We start from the raw sequence: 16835 nt of genomic DNA, 5'->3' as shown, positions 1-16835 counted from the left end.
GGGATGCGATGCGCGCAAACCATCGCCGCCCGCAGCACTCCAACATGCGTCACCCAACATGACGACCGTGTGCACGCCACGATGAGCCCATCAGCAACTCAAGCACCGGACCGACGAACGGCAGGATTCCCGGCAGTTAATTCACTTACGGGGCTGCAATGCGCGTATGGTCAAACGATGCTGCACCACTTTCTCAACGACAACCGTGAGGAGCTGATCGCCCGCTGCAGGACGAAGGTCGCCCTGCGTGCGTCGTCCGGTACGCCTGACGACGAACTGGACCATGGCGTCACGATCTTTCTCGAGCAGCTCGTCAGGACGCTGCAACTGGAAGACTCCAACGACCCGATGCGCAGCCGCAAGATATCCGGACCCAGCGGCGGATTGCCCGCCCTGTCGGAAATGAGCGAATCGGCGGGACTGCACGGGCGCGAATTGCTGACCCACGGATACACGGTCGATGAAGTCGTCCATGACTATGGCGACCTGTGCCAGGCGATTTCCGACCTCGCATTCGAGCGCAGCGAAGCCGTCACCATCGACGAGTTCCGTACGCTCAACCGCTGCCTGGACAATGCCATAGCGAACGCGGTCACCGAATTCGGCTATCAGCATGATGCGGTGATTGCGGAAGCACAGGCGGTCGCGCTGAATGAGCGTCTTGGTTTCCTGGCCCACGAGCTCAGGAATCAGTTGTGCACCGCCACGCTGGCGCTGTCCCTCATCAAACAGGGCAGCGTGGGACTCTCGGGCGCCACCGGCGCCACGCTCGATCGCGCCCTCGTGGCGATGGGCAGCCTGATCGATCGCTCCCTGGCCGAAGTCCGCATGAAGGTGGGAATGCCGCTGCAGGAGCGCTTGTATCCGTTGTCGTGCTTCATTGCCGAAATTGCGCAGTCAGCCTCGCTGGAGGCACGGCTCAGGTCTTGTGTACTGTCCGTCTCCGGTGTCGACCCCCTGCTTGCGATCAAGGTGGATCGCGACCTGCTGGCCTCCGCCGCAGGGAATCTGCTGCAGAATGCTTTCAAGTTCTCTCCTGCGGGCAGCGAGATCACGCTGGACGCCTATGCTGTTTCGGACCGTATTTTCATCGACGTGGAAGACCGCTGCGGCGGACTGTCCAAAGAACACATGCATACGTTGTTCCAGCCCTTCGTGCAGGCGGGCGAAGACAAGAGTGGCCTGGGCCTGGGCCTGTCCATCTCCCGTCGTAGCGTGGAGGCCAACCACGGCCAACTGACCGTGCGGTCCATCCCGCGTTCGGGCTGCATCTTCACGATCTCGTTGCCGAAGCACGGGGTGGATGCCCCCACGAGATCGGTAGCCGGCACAGCCTGACAGCGGGGTTCGCGCCGGCCTTCCTGTCCTGTTGTCGCCGGCAGCCCGGCCGCGGCAAGGCGCGTGGGCGTTGCAGCCTGAACACATCGCTGCCGGCCTCTGGCGGACTTCACGGAAGCGTGACTCGGCCGCACCTAAGTTCGCGGTAACGACGAACGCGCCTGGCGCAGAGGGACACGATGACGATGATCAGACTGCGGGCCACCGGCCCGCGCAGCGGGTTCGACGCCCTGCTGGCGGCCCTGCACGGGGTGGACGGCGTGGAGCACGTGGAGGAGGTGGCCGACCTGATGCCCCACATGGACGACGACGATTCCAGCTCCGCCGGCCTGTCTGACGAGATGCCCGGTGGCGATGTCCATGCGGTGGAAGTGGAAGCGGCCTCGTCGCGCGCCGACGACGTGCGCAACACCGCCGATGACGTCGCCAGCCGTTATGGACTGGTCCTCGAGTACGTCGACGCCTTCTGAGGCGCCTTGGCCGGCCTGCACTACACCTCCGATGCGATGCCCGGCTTGCGCCGTCGGCGTCGCGGACGCGGCTTCGCCTATGTCGATGCGCGCGGCCGGACGATCCGTGACGCCGCTACCCTTGCCCGCATCCGCCAGCTCGCCATTCCACCCGCCTACACCGACGTGTGGATCTGCGCCGATGCGCGCGGCCATCTGCAGGCCACCGGCCGTGACGCACGCGGCCGCAAGCAGTACCGCTACCACACCGCGTGGCAGGCCGAGCGCGGCGCCCGCAAGTACGACCGCCTGATCGCCTTCGCCGAAGCCCTGCCCCGCCTGCGCCGGCAGGTGCGCGCCGACCTCGGCCTGCCCGGTTTCCCCCGCCCCAAGGTGGTGGCGCTGGTCGTGGCCCTGCTCGGCCACACACTGCTCCGCGTCGGCAATGCGAGTTACCAGAAGGAAAACGGCTCGTATGGCCTGACCACGCTGCGCAATGTGCATGCGCGCTTCGTGGCCGGCAGCGAGGTGCGCTTCGCCTTCCGCGGCAAGGGCGGCAAGGCGCTCGAATCCCGCGTGTCCGACGCGCGCCTGGTGCGGCTGGTGCGCCAGTGCCGGCAACTGCCCGGGCAGGCGCTGTTCCAGTACCGCGAGGACGGGACCGTCCACCGCATCACCTCCGGCGACGTCAACGCGTACCTGCAGCAGCATCTGCAAGGCCCGTACAGCGCGAAGGACTTCCGCACCTTCGGGGCCACCCTGCTCGCCTTCCGCACGCTGGCCGGCGTGGCGCCTCCCGCCGACGGCGAGGACATGCAACGCACGCAGGTAAAAATGGCGGTGCTGCGCGCTGCCGCCGACCTGCTGGGCAACACCCCGCGCATCTGCGAGAAGAACTACGTGGACCCGCGCGTCTTCGCAGGCTGGGAAGCCGGTGAACTCCAGCGCGCCGCCGGCCATGCGAGCGGCCCCCGGCAATGGGAGCGCGCAGCGATCCGCTACCTGCGACACTCACGGACCTGAAGACACGCAGGATCGGCCGCAGCGCGACCGGTCCCTTGCTTCACATCGTATGCGTGGGCTTCTCGCCGCCGAGGCTGCCGGCCAGCATGGTCTCGATGCGGTTCTTGATGGCTTCGCCTTCGCCATTGTCGGCGAACTGCACGCCGATGCCGGCCGCGCGGTTGCCCTGTGCGCCGACCGGCGTCACCCAGACCACCTTGCCGGCCACCGGCAGGCGGTCGCTGGATTCGGGCAGGGTGAGCAGCAGGAACACTTCATCGCCCAGGAAGTAGCGCTTCGGCGTGGGCACGAAGATGCCGCCGCCTTTCACGAACGGCATGTAGGCGTTGTACAGCGCGGCCTTGTCCTTCACTGCCAGCGACAGGATGCCCTGCCGTCCACCTGCTGCATTCATTCCCGTCTCCGTGTTTCGGTCATCGGCGCGCCCCGACAGCGCGTCCGCGATCGCTGCCGGCCCAGGCCAGCAGCAGTTCCACCATGGCCAGGTCGCCGCGTACCGTGGTCCGCAACAAGTCGCGGGTGCGGTTGGCGGCGTCGAACCAGGTGGCCAGCTTGTTCAATCGGGCTGGATCGGTCAAGCCAACGGTGCCGGCCTGCGCCAGCGCGAGGTCTGCCGCATGGCGCAGGCGCGCATCGGCCAGTTCGTCGTTGGCCCAGCGCTGCGCGGTTTCCACCACGCCGATCTCGCCCTTTTCCAGCCGCTGCAAATCACGTGCCACGGCTTCGCGCAGTGCCAGTCCGTCGTTGCGCAGCCAGTCGTCGGCCAGACCGGGATGGCCGCGCGCGGCGTCCAGGGCACGCGACGCGTCGGCAGCGGCATGGCCCTGTGCCTGCAGCCAGGCGAGTGCTTCGTCGCGTGGCGGCAGGCGGAACTCGATGCGCTGACAGCGGCTGCGGATGGTGGCCGGCAGGCGCGCGGGCTGCGCGCTGACCAGCCACAGGTAGCGGTTGGGCGCGGGTTCTTCCAGCGTCTTCAGCAAGGCGTTGCAGGCCGAGCGGTTGATGGCATCGGCCGGGTCGATCAAGGCGACCTGCGCACCGCCGTATTGCGGCGTCAGGGCGAGCTTCTGCGAGACCTCGCGGATCTGGTCGATGACGATCTCGGTGCGCAGCTTGCTGCCGTCCTTAGTGGCGACGAACGAGATGACCTGCAGGTCCGGATGCGTGCCTGCATCGATCAGCCGCGTGCTGCGGTCATCGGGTGTCGGTTCGCCGTTCGCATCGCGGTGCTGGGCCAATACGCGTCGGGCCAGGCGATCCAGCACGGCACGCTTGCCGAGGCCGGCGGGACCGCAGACCAGCAAGCCATGGCCCAGACGGCCCGATTCCAGCGCTGCGACAGCGTGGTCGTAGGCGCGCTGCTGCCAGGGCGAGAACACGGTGCTCATGCCAGGTCGCTGTCGGTCAACGTGCGCAGGTAGGCAGCGATCGCCGTGTCGACCGCGGCGCCCACGTCCGCGGGCGACTGCGCGGCATCGATCACGCGGAAGCGCTGCGGTTCGGCGGCGGCGCGCGCACGGAAGCCGGCACGCACGCGCTCGAAGAAATCATCTTGTTCGCTCTCGATGCGGTCCGGCCACAGGTCGCGGCCGGCGGTACGCGCACGCCCTTCGCGCACGTCGAGATCGAGCAGCAGCGTCAATCCGGGTTTCAGGCCGACCGCGCGGCGCTCCAGCGCGGCGATCCACTCGGGATCCAGTCCGCGGCCGGCGCCCTGGTAGGCATAACTGGAATCGGTGAAACGGTCGCTGATGACGAACGCACCGCGCCGCAGTGCCGGGCGCACCACTTCGCGCACATGCTGTGCGCGCGAGGCGAACATCAGCAGCAGCTCGCTTTCGGCGGCGAGCGGCTCGTCCTGTGCGCCGAGCAGCAGCTCGCGGATGCGCTCGGCCAGCGGCGTGCCACCGGGCTCGCGGGTCAGTACCACCTCGTGGCCGGCGGCCAGCAGCCGGTCGCGGATGGCGGCGATGGCGCTGGTCTTGCCCGCACCTTCGCCGCCCTCCAGGGTGATCAGGCGCGGCTGCGACAGCAGGGCTTCGCTCATGGGGCTTCCGCCTTGCGCAGCGTCTCGCGGCGCGTGACCAGGTAGCGCGCCACCGCCGCGTTGTGCTCGGCCAGCGTGGTCGAGAAGATGTGCCGTCCGCTGCCGTCGCCCACCGCGACGAAATACAGCGCGGTGCCGTCGGCCGGATTCACCGCCGCCTTCAGCGCATCCACGCCGGGCATGGCGATGGGGGTCGGCGTCAGGCCGCGACGGGTGTAGGTGTTGTAGGGCGTGTCGGTGGTCAGGTCGCGGCGGCGGATGTTGCCGTCGTAGCTGCTGCCGATGCCGTAGATGACGGTGGGATCGGTCTGCAGCGGCATGCCGATCTTCAGGCGCCGCGCGAACACGCCGGCGATGGCCGGACGTTCTTCGGCGATCCCGGTTTCCTTCTCGATGATCGACGCCAGGATCAGCGCTTCTTCGGCCGACTGCAGCGGGATGTCCTGCGCACGCGCCTGCCAGGCGGCATCGACCGCCTTCTCCATCGCCGCGTGGGCCCGCTTGAGCACGTCCAGGTCGGTTTCGCTGCGCGTGTAGACGTAGGTCTCGGGCAGGAAGCGGCCCTCCGGATGCTGTCCGGCATGGCCGAGCGCCGCCATCAACTCGGCATCGCTGAGGTCCGTGGTCTTCTGCTGCAGCGGCGTGGCATTGCGCAGCGCCGCGCGCAGTTGGCGGATGTTCCAGCCTTCGACGATGGTGAAGCGGTACTGCAGCGTGCGGCCCTCGCGCATGCGCTGCAGCAGCTCGCGCGGCGTCAGCGCCGGGTCCATCGCGTACTCGCCGACCTTGAGCTGGCTGGCGGTACCGGTCTGGCGGGCCAGCAGGCGCCATTGCAGGTCGGTGCCATGCGACACCCCTGTCTTGCGCAGCTTGCGCAGCACGGTCGGGAAGGCATCGCCACTCACCACCTCGACGGTGGCGTCGGCCGCCACGCCGCCGATGGGCATGTCCGCGAACCCGCGATGGCCCTGCCACAGCCAGAACGCCGCGCCGGCGGCCAGGGCCAGCAGCAGGAAGAAGGTGATGACGATGAAGCGGCAACCGCGCTTGAGAGCTGACGCCACGTAGTCCTCGGTGCTTGAAGCAGGCTGGGCAGGATACCCGGTCGCAGTCTCAGGCTGTAGACGCGCGCCTGACCTCCCGGCGGACGCCCGCCCCAACCTGCGGCCCCGAGGGAGCCGACCCGGGCAGGAACGGATTCAGCTGCAGCGGTGTGGTGGAAAAAAACGCAAGACACGAATCAAGGCAGATCAACCCAGATGAGGTCCACAACGCGCATGGCGCTTCTGTGTGCGATCCGCTTTTTCGCCTTTATCCGTGTCAAACCGCTGCTCGAAGACCCCTGCAGATCCGTGACAGCGTCTGGAAGCCGTCCCAGGCGGTGGCCTCAGCCTTCCAGTGCCCGCAGCACGCCACGGGCCTTGGCCCGCGTCTCGTCCAGTTCCTTGTCCGGGACCGAATCAGCGACGATCCCGGCCCCGGTGCGGAAGCAGGCCACGCTGCCGGCACCGTCGGCCATGACCTCGGCGCTGCGGATCAGGATGTTCAGGTCCAGGTCGCCGTCGCGGTTGAGCCAGCCGAAGGCGCCGGTGTAGGCGCCGCGCGGCACCTGTTCCAGCTCGGCGATGATCTGCATGCAGCGCACCTTCGGACAGCCGGTGATGGTGCCGCCGGGGAACGTGGCCCGGATCACCTCGCCGGGCGTCGCATCGCTGCGCAGATGGCCACGTACGTTGCTGACGATGTGGTGCACGTGCGCGTAGCTCTCGACCGTCATCAGTTCGTCCACCTGCACGCTGCCAGGCGTGCAGACGCGGCCCAGGTCGTTGCGCTCCAGGTCGATCAGCATGACGTGCTCTGCGCGCTCCTTCGGATGACCGACCAGCTCGCGGATGCGGGCGGCATCGTCATCGCCCTCGAAGCGCGGACGGGTGCCCGCAATGGGTCGGGTTTCGACCACCTCGCCGCGCACCGACACCAGCCGTTCCGGCGATGAACTCACCACCGTCCAGTCCGGCGTGGCGAACAGTCCGGCGAACGGCGCGGGATTGGCCGTGCGCAGGCGTGCGTACAGTGCGGCTGGATCGAGCGGCGCGTCGAAACGTGCATGCCAGGCACGCGACAGGTTCACCTGGAAAATGTCGCCGGCACGCAGGTAGTCGAGGATGCGCTCGACGCCGTCGGTGAAGCGCCGCGGCGCGTCTTCGTCGATGCGCGCAGGCGGTTGCCAGGCGGGTAGCGGGGGAAGCTGCAGGGCATGCGCAACGTCCTCGACGGTGCGCGCAATCAGGTCACCCTGTCCCGCTTCCGCCACCACGACACAATCGCCGGTGCTGCGGTCGCGCAGCACGGCCGCGGGACACCGCATCGCGAGTGCGATGGGCTGCATGGCCGACGCATGCGGAAGCTGCAACACCGGTTCCACCTGCTGCGCCAGCTCATAGGCCAGCAGCAAGGCCCAGCCGCCACGGAACGGCCAGCGCGGCTCTTCGCGCGGGGTGCGCTGCGCCTGCCAGTGGCGGTCGAGCACATCGAGGAAATCGCCGGGCTCCACGTTGCCACGCAGATCGCGTGTGATGCCATCGGCATCCAGACGAATGCCGGTGCCGTCGGCGACCAGCAGGAAATCCCACCGGCCTTGCGCGGTCCCCGAAGCGACCGATTCCAGCAGCACCGGATAGCGCTGCGGATTCTGCCGGTGCAGGGCCAGCAGGTCGGTATCGGGGGGAAGCGCGCGGGTTTCGATCATGGTGTTCCTGGCCCCTCTCCCTCGGGGAGAGGGGTTGGGGTGAGGGTGCGGAGAAGATGCAATGGTTCAGGGGCCGATGATTTCGCCGCACCCTCATCAGGCGCTATGCGCCACCTCTCCCGAAGGGAGAAGGATGCATCGTCAGATCCGCTTGAACACCAGCGTGCCGTTGGTACCACCGAAGCCGAAACCGTTGGAGACGGCCACATCGATCTTCTTCTCGCGCGCCGTGTGCGGCACGTAGTCCAGGTCGCAGCCTTCGCCCGGCTCGTCCAGGTTGATGGTCGGCGGAATGATGCCGTGATGGATGGCCAGCACGGAGAAGATCGCCTCCGCGCCGCCGGCCGCACCCAGCAGGTGGCCGGTCATCGACTTGGTAGAGCTGACCATGATCTTGTACGCGTGGTCGCCGAGCGCGCGCTTCATCGCCAGCGTTTCGGCCAGGTCGCCCAGCGGCGTGGAGGTGCCGTGCGCGTTGAGGTATTCCACCTGGTCCGCATTCAGACCGGCATCCTTCAGCGCGGACAGCATGCAGCGCGACGGGCCTTCGCCGTTCTCGCTGGGCGCGGTCATGTGGTACGCGTCCTGCGATGCGCCGAAGCCGGCCAGTTCGCAGTAGATGCGCGCGCCACGCGCCTTGGCGTGTTCGTACTCTTCAAGCACCAGGATGCCGGCACCGTCGCCCAGCACGAAACCGTCGCGATCCTTGTCCCAGGGACGGGAAGCGCGCGCCGGATCGTCGTTGCGGGTGGACATCGCCTTCATCGCGCAGAAACCGCCCACCGACGTCGGCGACGATCCGCGTTCGGCGCCGCCGGCGACCATCACGTCGGCGTCGCCGTACTGGATGCTGCGCATGGCGATGCCGATCGAGTGGTTCGAGGTGGCGCAGGCCGACACCGCCGAATAGCCGGGGCCTTTCAGGCCCTTCATGATGCTCAGATGACCCGGCAACATGTTGATGATGGTGCTGGGGATGTAGAACGGGGAAATCTTGCGCGGACCGCCTTCGTGCAGCTTCACCGCGGTCTCCTCGATGCCGAGGATGCCGCCGATGCCAGCGCCGATGATGGCGCCGATGCGCTCGGCATTGGCTTCGGTCACTTCCAGACCGGCGTCGTCCATCGCCATCAGCGACGCGGCCAGTCCGTAGTGGATGAACGAATCCATCTTCTTCACGTCCTTCGGCGGTACGAAGGCGGTGGGATCGAAACCGCGGATCTCGCCCGCGATCTTGGTGCTGTAGCCCTCGGTATCGAAGGTGGTGATCGGACCCAGGCCCGACCGTCCGTTGACGATGCCGTCCCAGCTGCTGGCCATGTCATTGCCCAGGGGGGACACCAGGCCCATGCCGGTGATGACGACGCGACGACGCTGGCTCATATCGGATTCCTCGTGGATCTTGGCGGCCCTGCCCGCAGTGCGCGGGCGCAGGGGGGCCGGATACGCGCGGGGCCGCATGCGCGGCCCCGACACGGTTTGCTGCAACTGCCGCCGTTACGCCTTGACGTGCGCCTTGACGTAGTCGATGGCCTGCTGCACCGAAGTGATCTTCTCGGCTTCCTCGTCCGGAATTTCGCATTCGAACTCTTCTTCCAACGCCATCACCAGTTCAACGGTGTCCAGCGAGTCGGCGCCCAGGTCATCGACGAACGATGCGCTGGTGGTGACTTCTTCTTCTTTCACGCCGAGTTGTTCGACGACGATTTTCTTGACGCGTTCTTCGATGCTGCTCATGGATTCGCTCCAGACGGAGATGGGTGACTTGTTGGATTCTGCCGACGCCGTGCGAAGGCAAACCGGGGGATAGTGTAGTGGAAACCGGCGACGGCGGGCAGGTATCGCCAATCGCTACCGAATCAACCACTTACAGCTAATTCTTTAGGGCATGTACATGCCGCCGTTGACGTGCAGGGTTTCGCCGGTGATGTAGCCGGCGGCGGGACCGGCGAGGAAGGCGACCGCGTTTGCGATGTCGGCCGGCTCGCCCAGCCGCCCCAGCGCGATCTGTTCGCCGAGCGCCTTCTTGGTCTCTTCGGGCAGGTCCTTGGTCATGTCGGTGGCGATGAAGCCCGGAGCGACCACGTTGACGGTCACGCCCCGGCTGCCGATTTCCTTCGCCAGCGACTTGGAGAAGGCGATGATGCCGGCCTTGGCGGCGGCGTAGTTGGCCTGCCCCGCATTGCCGGTGACGCCGATCACCGAGGCGATGTTGATGATGCGGCCCTTGCGCGCCTTCATCATGCCGCGCATGACCGCCTTGGACGTGCGGTAGACGCTGGTGAGGTTGGTGTCGAGGATGGCCTGCCAGTCCTCGTCCTTCATCCGCATCAGCAGGTTGTCGCGGGTGATGCCGGCGTTGTTGACCAGGATCGAGATGGCACCGAACTCCTTCGCGATGCCATCGATCAGCGCATCGACCGCGGCCGAATCCGTGACATTCAGCTCGCGACCGTGGCCGCCTGTGGCGGCAAGCCGCTCGCCGATGGCCTGTGCGCCGGAAGCGCTGGTCGCGGTACCGATCACCGTCGCGCCCTGCGCGGCCAGTGCGTCGGCGATGGCGGCGCCAATGCCGCGGCTGGCGCCGGTGACCAGTGCGATTTCACCCTGCAGGGGCTTGCTCATGATGATGTCCTCGAAACGGTTCGGCATGCAGCGGATCAGGATAAGCGAAGGGACGCAGCGTGCGTCAAGCCTGCCAGTCCGCGAGTGCGCCCTGGAAATCGCCCACGCCACCGATGGCGCGTGCATCCAAGCCCTTGTCGATGCGCTTCGCCAGACCGGCCAGCACCTTGCCGGGGCCGCATTCGGCGATGCGCGTGGCGCCGTTCGATGCCAGTACCTGCACGCAGTCGGTCCAGCGCACGGGCAGGTACAGCTGGCGCACCAGGGCGTCGCGGATCGCATCCACGCCGTCGTGCACCTTGGCGTCGACGTTCTGCACCACCGGCAGCGACGGTGCATGCCACGACAGACCGGCCATGACCTCCGCCAGCCGATTGGCGGCTTCGCGCATCAGCGGCGTGTGCGACGGCACGCTGACCGCCAGTTTCACCACCTTGCGGATGCCGCGCTCGGTCAGCATCGCGACCGCGCGATCAACCGCGTCGGCGTCGCCGCCGATCACGATCTGGCCCGGCGAGTTGTAGTTGGCGGGCACGACGACCTTGCTGTCGGATGCCTGCGCGCAGACCTCCGCCACCATCGCATCCTCGGCGCCCAGCACGGCCGCCATCGCACCGACACCTGCGGGCGCAGCGTCCTGCATCAGCTGCCCGCGCAGACGCACGAGATGCGCGCCGTCCTTGAGCGACAGCGCACCGGCGGCGACCAGCGCGGTGTACTCACCCAGACTATGGCCGGCCAGCTGCGAAGGCTGCGCGCCGCCCTGCTGTTGCCATGCGCGCCACACGGCGATGCCGGCCGCGAGCAGCGCGGGCTGCGTGTATTCGGTGCGGTTGAGCATTTCTTCGGGCCCGCCCTGCGACAGCGCCCACAGGTCGACGCCAGCACCTTCGGAGGCTTCGGCGAACGTCTCGCGCACGAGCGGATGCAGTTCGGACAGCTCGGCCAGCATACCGACGGACTGCGACCCCTGGCCCGGGAAAACGAAAGCGAGTTGCGTGGAAGTCACTCGGACACCCTGCATGAAATCAGGCGGCGATGATACGGGCGAACCCGCCGGATTGTCTGTACCGGGGCGTATGCCCTGCGACGCGATGTCGCGGGCACATGCACGTGGATTCTCGCGGTATCGAAGCACGAGGCCCGAAACGAAGAAGGCGATGCTTCGCAGCATCGCCTTCTGTCGGTTCCGCCACGCGGAACTCAGTAGCGCAGCAGCACCGAGCCCCACGTGAATCCGCCACCGAAGGCTTCCAGCAGCAGCAACTGGCCACGCTCCACGCGGCCGGAGCGCACGGCCGTATCCAACGCCAGCGGCACGGAGCCGGACGAGGTGTTGCCATGCTTGTCGACGGTCACGATGACCTGGTCCATCGACATGTCCAGTCGCTTGGCGGTGGCTTCGATGATGCGAAGGTTGGCCTGGTGCGGAATCAGCCAGTCCAGATCGTGCTTGTCCAGGCCATTGGCGTCGAGCGTCTCGTCGACCACGCTGTCGAGGGCTTTCACGGCGTACTTGAAGACGTCGTTGCCTTTCATGTGGATGCGGATGCCGTTGTTCGGCTCGTCCGGGTTGAACCCCTTGGACACGCCGACGGGATTCCACAGCAGTTCCTTCTTGCTGCCGTCGGCGTGCAGATGGGTGCTGAGGATGCCGGTCTCGCTGTCGGCCTTGAGCACGGCCGCACCGGCGCCGTCGCCGAACAGCACGCAGGTGGTGCGCTCGGTCCAGTCGACGATGCGACTGAGGGTTTCCGTACCGATCACCAGCGCGGTCTTGGCATCGCCGCAGCGGATGAACTTCTCTGCCACGCTGAGCGCATAGATGAAGCCGGAGCAGGCGGCATTGACGTCCATCGCGGCGCAGCCGGCCGCGCCGAGGCGCGCCTGGATCAGGCAGGCGGTGGACGGAAAGATCAGGTCGGGCGTGGTAGTGCCCACGACGATCAGGTCGATCTCGGAGGCATCGACGCCGGCGGCCTCGAGTGCGCGGAGCGCGGCCTGGTAGCCCAGGTCGCCGGCGGTTTCACCCTCGGCGGCGATGTGGCGCTCGCGGATGCCGGTGCGGGACTGGATCCATTCGTCGCTGGTGTCGACCAGCTTCGACAGGTCTTCGTTGGTCAGCACCTTTTCGGGCAGATAGCTGCCCGTACCGGCGATGCGCGCATAAATGCGCCCCTTGTTACCCGGCTCGCTCATGCATGCTCCCATTGCCGGCCCAACGAAGGGCCCTGATTGTCATTGATCATGCGGGAAGCGCGCCCTGCGGGAGGGCGCGCCGCGCGGATCAATCTTCCTCGACGGCCGTCGTCTTGGTGGCGATGACCTTCTTGCCACGGTAGTAACCGTCGGCGGTCACGTGGTGGCGCAGGTGGATCTCGCCCGTGGTCGGGTCGGTCGACAGCTGCTTGGCGGTCAGCGCGTCGTGCGAACGACGCTGGCCACGACGGGACGGGGTGACGCGGGATTTCTGCACAGCCATGGGATTGCTCCAGCTCTTGTATCTGTTGGTGAACCTTGCGGTTCGTGTTGCCAGACCGCGGTAGCGGCTAGTTCTTCTTCAGCGAGGCCAGCGCCGCGAACGGACTGGTCTTCGCCACCTCTTCTTCGTCCGCGACCCATTCGCGCTCGATGGCCTCGGACGTGGGATCCACCGGCACCACCGGCACGGCGAGGACCAGTTCGTCCTCCACCAGGTCGGCGGGGCGCAGCATGCCATCCTCCGGTACCAGCAGGGCTTCGTAGCCGGGCGGCAGCGCGGACTCCTCATCCTCGCTGCGCACCAGCCCGAGCCGCTGCTCCACCGTCACCGGCAGGACGAACCGCCGCAGGCTGCGCTGGCATACCAGCGGCAACTCCGCCTCGATCCGCAACCCGATGTAAGGCACCTGCAGGGCGTCGCGATCGAACTCGATCGCGTAACGCGCCTCGCCTTCGGTATCGACAAGAAGACCCTGCAGGCGCGTCAACGAGGACAACGGCAGGCGACCTTCAAAGCTGCGCCGGGCCGCGACCATGCGCCAAGCATCCAACATCTCGGGCGTATTCGCGGACATAAGCCGCTGAATGTTAAGGATCAAACACCGACCTGTCAAACCACCCCCGTCCCTCAGGATGGCTTGCCGCCCGCCCCGGGGCCGGTCAGACTCCCCCGCCCCCGTCCCCTGCCGGTGCTCCACCCCCATGCCGCTCATGCTCGCCTCCACCTCCCGCTACCGCCGAGAACTGCTCGAGCGGCTGCGCGTGCCGTTCCACATCGCGCGTCCGGAGGTGGACGAAAGCCCGCTGGACGCCGAGTCCGTGCCCGCCATGGCGGTCCGCCTGGCCCTTGCCAAGGCCGAGGCCATCGGCCGCCAGCATCCCGGCAGCTGGGTCATCGGCGCCGATCAGGCGGCCGAGCTGGATGGACACGCCCTGGGCAAGCCCGGCCAGCGGGAGGCCGCCATCGCCCAGCTGACCGCCATGTCGGGGCGACAGGTCCGCTTCCACACCGCGGTGTGCCTGGTCCGCGAGGAGCAGGTCCTGCACGCCCAGGATGTCACCACGGTCCACTTCCGCACGCTCACGCCTGCGGAGATCGAGCGCTACGTGGATGCCGAGCAGCCGTTCGACTGCGCCGGCAGCTTCAAGTCGGAAGGCCTGGGTATCGCCCTGTTCGACGCCATCGAATCCTCCGATCCGACGGCGCTGGTAGGCCTGCCGTTGATCGCGGTCGCCCGCATGCTGCGCGAAGCGGGCTTCGACCTGCCCTGATCGGCCTGCATCACTGGATGTCGACCGGCTGCTCCGCCCAGGTTTCGACACTGCCGTCGCCGCCGGTCACCCGCAATCCCAGCCAGTAACGGCCGGCCGGCACGTCGCCGGCATCGACCCGGGCCGTGAACTGCACGTTCGGCATGCGCGGATCGCGCGACGCGTCCTTGAGGAAGCTGCGCAGCCATTCGTTGGCGCCGCCATAGGTGGCCTCGGCGACGACGCGGCCATCGAGCAGCAGCTCCACCTTTGACACACCGACCCCGTCCTTCACCGCCCAGCCCCCGACGTTGAAACGGCGCTCCACGCGGACGCCCGCCTGCGGCACGTCGATATTGGCAACGACCGGCGTGATGCAATCGCCCTGCCCCTGCTCGGCCGGCAGCGCGAACAGCAGGAACCGGCGCGCGCCATGATCGATGTTGACGACACGTGCCGGCGGCAACGGACCGACGACCCGGCACAGTTGCTGGTAGTGAGCGAGCAGCGCACTGAACTTCACGTCGGTGGCGCCGACGACGAGCAGCAACGGCGTATCGCGCGAACCGTCGTGCTGCAGGCCCCAGAGCTGCAACTGCGGTGCGCGTCCATGCTTGTGGTTGAGCGGATGATCGAGCACGGCGATATCCGCGTCGTCCAACGCGAAGCCCAGCTCCGCGCCCGTCTTGAAATTGTCCGCCACCAGCACGGTTTCTTCCGGGAGCGTCGCACGCATCGCCTGCACCTCCTCGGCCAACGCATCCCATCCTGCGAAGTTCTCGGGGTAGTACTTGCTGCCGGCGATCTGCGCACGCAGTCCCGGCGATGACACCGCCACGTAATAGCCCAGCATCAGCAGCGCGCCGATGGCGGCGACGCCCCAGGTGGCGCGACGCCACGCCGGCGACCATTCCCGCAACAACAGCGGCACCACGACGAGCAGGGCGAGGTAGCCCGGCAACGGCCAGTGGAAGCTCACCCGTTCGTTGTCGGCAAAGAAGCCCAGCACGAAGAAACCCAGCGTCGAGACTGCGCCCAGCAGCGCGAAATAGCGCCACGCAGTGCCGGCCTGCGCGTCGCCGCGGATACCGCGCCTGCACACCACCAGCATGGCCCAGAACAGCAGCGGCGTTGCCATCGCCGCCTGCACCAGCAGGAACCGGAACCCGTCGCCATGGAACGCCCATGGGTGCCGGTCCAGCAACTGGAAGCGCAGACCGGCGTCGGCATATTCGAGATTCCAGGCCAGCAATGGCGCCCACGCCAGCACCCCTACCGCCAGTGCGACCCACACCCGGGCGTCACGCAGCACCTTGCGGCCTTCGGGCAACCACAGCAATGCGAGCAAGCCCACGCCGATGACGCCAACGAAGCGATAGTGGCTGAGCGCCCCCAGCATCAGGCCCAGCGCCAGTTCGGTCGCCGACATCGCATCGACGTCGCGCAGCAGCCGCGCACCAGCATCGGCGCACAGCACCGTCGCCAGCGCCATCGGCACATCCGGCAGGGCGAGCAGGCCCAGCGTGCCCGACAGCGGCATCAGCACGACCAGCAGCGCCGCCTGCCAGCCGATCGCCGCCCCGAACCAGTGCGCGGCGCTGCGGGCAACCAGCCATGGAAGCAGTGCGGCCATCAGCAGGAACGGCGCACGCACGGCCAGCACGTGATGGCCTCCCAGTTCGGTGCCCAGGCGGGTCAGCCATGCGGTCAGTCCCGGCAGGTCGGAATAGGCCGCCGCCAGATGCCGGCCCTCCTGCCAGTAGAAGGCTTCGTCCACAAACAGCGGAAGGCGTGCCGCGATGGCGACCTTGACGACCGTCACGATTGCCCACACGGCCAGGAACCATCGTCGCGCGCGTTGTTCTTCGTCCATCTCGCTACACTGCCCTCAACCCACGATCGGAACCGAGAGCGCGATGTCCGCCATCCCCAGCACCCGCCCTATGCTATCCGAAGGTTTGGCCGACGCACTCGCCCGCGCGCAGGCGCAGGTGAACGCGCTGGTGCTCGGCAAACCGCATGAGGTGCGGCTCGCCTTCGTGGCGCTGCTGTCCGATGGCCACCTGCTGATCGAAGATCTGCCGGGCCTGGGCAAGACGACGCTGGCGCATGCGCTGGCGGCCACGTTGGGGCTGACGTTCCAGCGCGTGCAGTTCACCTCGGACCTGCTGCCCGCCGACGTGCTGGGCGTGTCGGTGTACGACGCACAGGCGCGCGCCTTCACCTTCCATCCGGGGCCGGTGTTCACCAACGTGCTGCTGGCCGACGAGATCAACCGTGCGCCGCCGCGCACGCAGAGTGCGCTGCTGGAAGCGATGGCCGAGCACCAGGTGACGCTGGACGGCGTCACCCACGCGCTGCCGCAGCCGTTCTTCGTGATCGCCACGCAGAATCCAGTGGACCTGTCGGGCACGTATCCGTTGCCGGATTCGCAGCTGGACCGCTTCCTGTTGCGCCTGGCGCTCGGCTATCCCAGCGCCGAATCCGAACGGCAGCTGCTGGCCGGCAGTGATCGCCGGACGATGATCGCGCAGGCGATGCCGCTGCTGTCCGGCGACGAAGTGCTCGCGCTGCGCGACGCGGTGAACGGCGTGCATGCCAGCGATGCGCTGATCGACTACGTGCAGGCACTGCTCACGCGCAGCCGCCAGCACCCGGGGGTACGCGTGGGCCTGTCGCCGCGTGCGGGCATCGCCCTGCTGCGCGCGGCACGCGCCTACGCGCTGCTGCTCGGACGAAGCCACGTCTTGCCCGACGACGTGCAGGCCCTGTTCGCGGCGGTCGCGGCGCATCGGTTGGTACCGGAAGCGGAGGCGGCGTCGGCCGGGGTACTGGCCAAGGCGATCCTGCATGCGGTGCCGGTCGATTGAGC

The 16835-nt window shown here is 67.6% G+C and carries 18 protein-coding genes; 5 read left to right on the top strand and 13 right to left on the bottom strand.

The features are described from left to right. Nucleotides 1-177 precede the first annotated feature (177 nt). The 3 genes from ASD77_RS12535 (at nt 178) to ASD77_RS12525 (ending at nt 2810) form a co-directional block, all read left to right on the top strand. Nucleotides 178-1338, top strand: coding sequence for a HAMP domain-containing sensor histidine kinase (locus ASD77_RS12535; protein WP_200947395.1), 1161 nt, complete (start codon nt 178-180; stop codon nt 1336-1338). A gap of 179 nt (nt 1339-1517) precedes the next feature. Beyond that, nucleotides 1518-1808: a hypothetical protein gene (locus ASD77_RS12530; RefSeq protein WP_055942143.1), complete on the top strand. Its 291-nt coding sequence runs from the start codon at nt 1518-1520 to the stop codon at nt 1806-1808. 6 nt (nt 1809-1814) lie between these two features. Next, the gene (locus tag ASD77_RS12525) at nt 1815-2810 is read left to right on the top strand and encodes a DNA topoisomerase IB (RefSeq protein ID WP_055942139.1); all 996 of its coding nucleotides are present in this window, start codon (nt 1815-1817) and stop codon (nt 2808-2810) included. Nucleotides 2811-2850: 40 nt separating this feature from the next. On the opposite strand, the gene ASD77_RS12520 is transcribed toward ASD77_RS12525, so the two are convergent. The 12 genes from ASD77_RS12520 to ASD77_RS12465 form a co-directional block, all read right to left on the bottom strand. After that, nucleotides 2851-3204: a PilZ domain-containing protein gene (locus tag ASD77_RS12520; RefSeq protein ID WP_055942136.1), complete on the bottom strand. Its 354-nt coding sequence runs from the start codon at nt 3202-3204 to the stop codon at nt 2851-2853. Nucleotides 3205-3223: 19 nt separating this feature from the next. After that, complete coding sequence (locus tag ASD77_RS12515; RefSeq protein WP_055942133.1) at nt 3224-4198, bottom strand: DNA polymerase III subunit delta'; 975 nt, start codon at nt 4196-4198, stop codon at nt 3224-3226. Beyond that, nucleotides 4195-4857: a dTMP kinase gene (gene tmk, locus ASD77_RS12510; RefSeq protein ID WP_055942131.1), complete on the bottom strand. Its 663-nt coding sequence runs from the start codon at nt 4855-4857 to the stop codon at nt 4195-4197. Before tmk ends, ASD77_RS12515 begins: the two co-directional genes overlap by 4 nt. Further along, nucleotides 4854-5921, bottom strand: coding sequence for an endolytic transglycosylase MltG (gene mltG, locus ASD77_RS12505; protein ID WP_055942128.1), 1068 nt, complete (start codon nt 5919-5921; stop codon nt 4854-4856). Before mltG ends, tmk begins: the two co-directional genes overlap by 4 nt. A gap of 323 nt (nt 5922-6244) precedes the next feature. After that, nucleotides 6245-7606, bottom strand: coding sequence for an aminodeoxychorismate synthase component I (locus ASD77_RS12500; RefSeq protein WP_055942124.1), 1362 nt, complete (start codon nt 7604-7606; stop codon nt 6245-6247). 141 nt (nt 7607-7747) lie between these two features. Then, nucleotides 7748-8989 (bottom strand): beta-ketoacyl-ACP synthase II, encoded by a 1242-nt coding sequence (fabF, locus tag ASD77_RS12495; protein WP_082563279.1) that lies wholly within the window; start codon nt 8987-8989, stop codon nt 7748-7750. 114 nt (nt 8990-9103) lie between these two features. Beyond that, entirely contained in the window at nt 9104-9343 is a 240-nt protein-coding gene (acpP, locus tag ASD77_RS12490) for an acyl carrier protein (RefSeq protein WP_014161144.1), read from the bottom strand. A gap of 144 nt (nt 9344-9487) precedes the next feature. Then, nucleotides 9488-10231, bottom strand: a complete 744-nt coding sequence (gene fabG, locus ASD77_RS12485) for a 3-oxoacyl-ACP reductase FabG (RefSeq protein WP_055943396.1) — start codon at nt 10229-10231, stop codon at nt 9488-9490. A gap of 64 nt (nt 10232-10295) precedes the next feature. Further along, the gene (gene fabD / locus ASD77_RS12480; RefSeq protein WP_082563278.1) at nt 10296-11240 is read right to left on the bottom strand and encodes an ACP S-malonyltransferase; all 945 of its coding nucleotides are present in this window, start codon (nt 11238-11240) and stop codon (nt 10296-10298) included. Between the two features lie 194 nt (nt 11241-11434). Continuing rightward, a complete protein-coding gene (locus tag ASD77_RS12475; protein ID WP_055942117.1) occupies nt 11435-12430 on the bottom strand; it encodes a beta-ketoacyl-ACP synthase III in 996 nt (331 codons plus the stop codon). A gap of 88 nt (nt 12431-12518) precedes the next feature. Further along, nucleotides 12519-12713, bottom strand: coding sequence for a 50S ribosomal protein L32 (rpmF, locus tag ASD77_RS12470; protein WP_055942113.1), 195 nt, complete (start codon nt 12711-12713; stop codon nt 12519-12521). A gap of 67 nt (nt 12714-12780) precedes the next feature. Further along, nucleotides 12781-13287, bottom strand: a complete 507-nt coding sequence (locus ASD77_RS12465; protein ID WP_055942110.1) for a YceD family protein — start codon at nt 13285-13287, stop codon at nt 12781-12783. Between the two features lie 127 nt (nt 13288-13414). Here ASD77_RS12465 and ASD77_RS12460 point away from each other — a divergent pair, with 127 nt between their 5' ends. Next, nucleotides 13415-13984, top strand: a complete 570-nt coding sequence (locus ASD77_RS12460) for a Maf family nucleotide pyrophosphatase (RefSeq protein ID WP_055942108.1) — start codon at nt 13415-13417, stop codon at nt 13982-13984. Between the two features lie 10 nt (nt 13985-13994). On the opposite strand, the gene ASD77_RS12455 is transcribed toward ASD77_RS12460, so the two are convergent. Continuing rightward, entirely contained in the window at nt 13995-15836 is a 1842-nt protein-coding gene (locus tag ASD77_RS12455) for a glycosyltransferase family 39 protein (RefSeq protein ID WP_055942105.1), read from the bottom strand. Between the two features lie 70 nt (nt 15837-15906). Between ASD77_RS12455 and ASD77_RS12450 the strand changes: the two genes are divergently transcribed. Beyond that, complete coding sequence (locus tag ASD77_RS12450; protein ID WP_156383622.1) at nt 15907-16833, top strand: AAA family ATPase; 927 nt, start codon at nt 15907-15909, stop codon at nt 16831-16833. The last annotated feature ends 2 nt before the right edge of the window (nt 16834-16835 follow it).

This window comes from Pseudoxanthomonas sp. Root65, from assembly GCF_001427635.1.
In the GTDB taxonomy this organism is placed as follows: domain Bacteria; phylum Pseudomonadota; class Gammaproteobacteria; order Xanthomonadales; family Xanthomonadaceae; genus Pseudoxanthomonas_A.
Note: the sequence above shows the minus strand (reverse complement) of the source record. Positions and strands in the feature narration are given on the sequence as shown.

Excerpts from the sequence above, each read along its gene's own strand:
- ASD77_RS12535 (WP_200947395.1), top strand. The coding sequence starts at position 178 with ATGCTGCACCACTTTCTCAACGACAACCGTGAGGAGCTGATCGCCCGC.
- ASD77_RS12530 (WP_055942143.1), top strand. The coding sequence starts at position 1,518 with ATGACGATGATCAGACTGCGGGCCACCGGCCCGCGCAGCGGGTTCGAC.
- ASD77_RS12520 (WP_055942136.1), bottom strand. The coding sequence starts at position 3,204 with ATGAATGCAGCAGGTGGACGGCAGGGCATCCTGTCGCTGGCAGTGAAG.
- ASD77_RS12515 (WP_055942133.1), bottom strand. The coding sequence starts at position 4,198 with ATGAGCACCGTGTTCTCGCCCTGGCAGCAGCGCGCCTACGACCACGCT.
- tmk (WP_055942131.1), bottom strand. The coding sequence starts at position 4,857 with ATGAGCGAAGCCCTGCTGTCGCAGCCGCGCCTGATCACCCTGGAGGGC.
- ASD77_RS12500 (WP_055942124.1), bottom strand. The coding sequence starts at position 7,606 with ATGATCGAAACCCGCGCGCTTCCCCCCGATACCGACCTGCTGGCCCTG.
- fabF (WP_082563279.1), bottom strand. The coding sequence starts at position 8,989 with ATGAGCCAGCGTCGTCGCGTCGTCATCACCGGCATGGGCCTGGTGTCC.
- acpP (WP_014161144.1), bottom strand. The coding sequence starts at position 9,343 with ATGAGCAGCATCGAAGAACGCGTCAAGAAAATCGTCGTCGAACAACTC.
- fabG (WP_055943396.1), bottom strand. The coding sequence starts at position 10,231 with ATGAGCAAGCCCCTGCAGGGTGAAATCGCACTGGTCACCGGCGCCAGC.
- ASD77_RS12475 (WP_055942117.1), bottom strand. The coding sequence starts at position 12,430 with ATGAGCGAGCCGGGTAACAAGGGGCGCATTTATGCGCGCATCGCCGGT.
- rpmF (WP_055942113.1), bottom strand. The coding sequence starts at position 12,713 with ATGGCTGTGCAGAAATCCCGCGTCACCCCGTCCCGTCGTGGCCAGCGT.
- ASD77_RS12465 (WP_055942110.1), bottom strand. The coding sequence starts at position 13,287 with ATGTCCGCGAATACGCCCGAGATGTTGGATGCTTGGCGCATGGTCGCG.
- ASD77_RS12460 (WP_055942108.1), top strand. The coding sequence starts at position 13,415 with ATGCCGCTCATGCTCGCCTCCACCTCCCGCTACCGCCGAGAACTGCTC.
- ASD77_RS12455 (WP_055942105.1), bottom strand. The coding sequence starts at position 15,836 with ATGGACGAAGAACAACGCGCGCGACGATGGTTCCTGGCCGTGTGGGCA.
- ASD77_RS12450 (WP_156383622.1), top strand. The coding sequence starts at position 15,907 with ATGCTATCCGAAGGTTTGGCCGACGCACTCGCCCGCGCGCAGGCGCAG.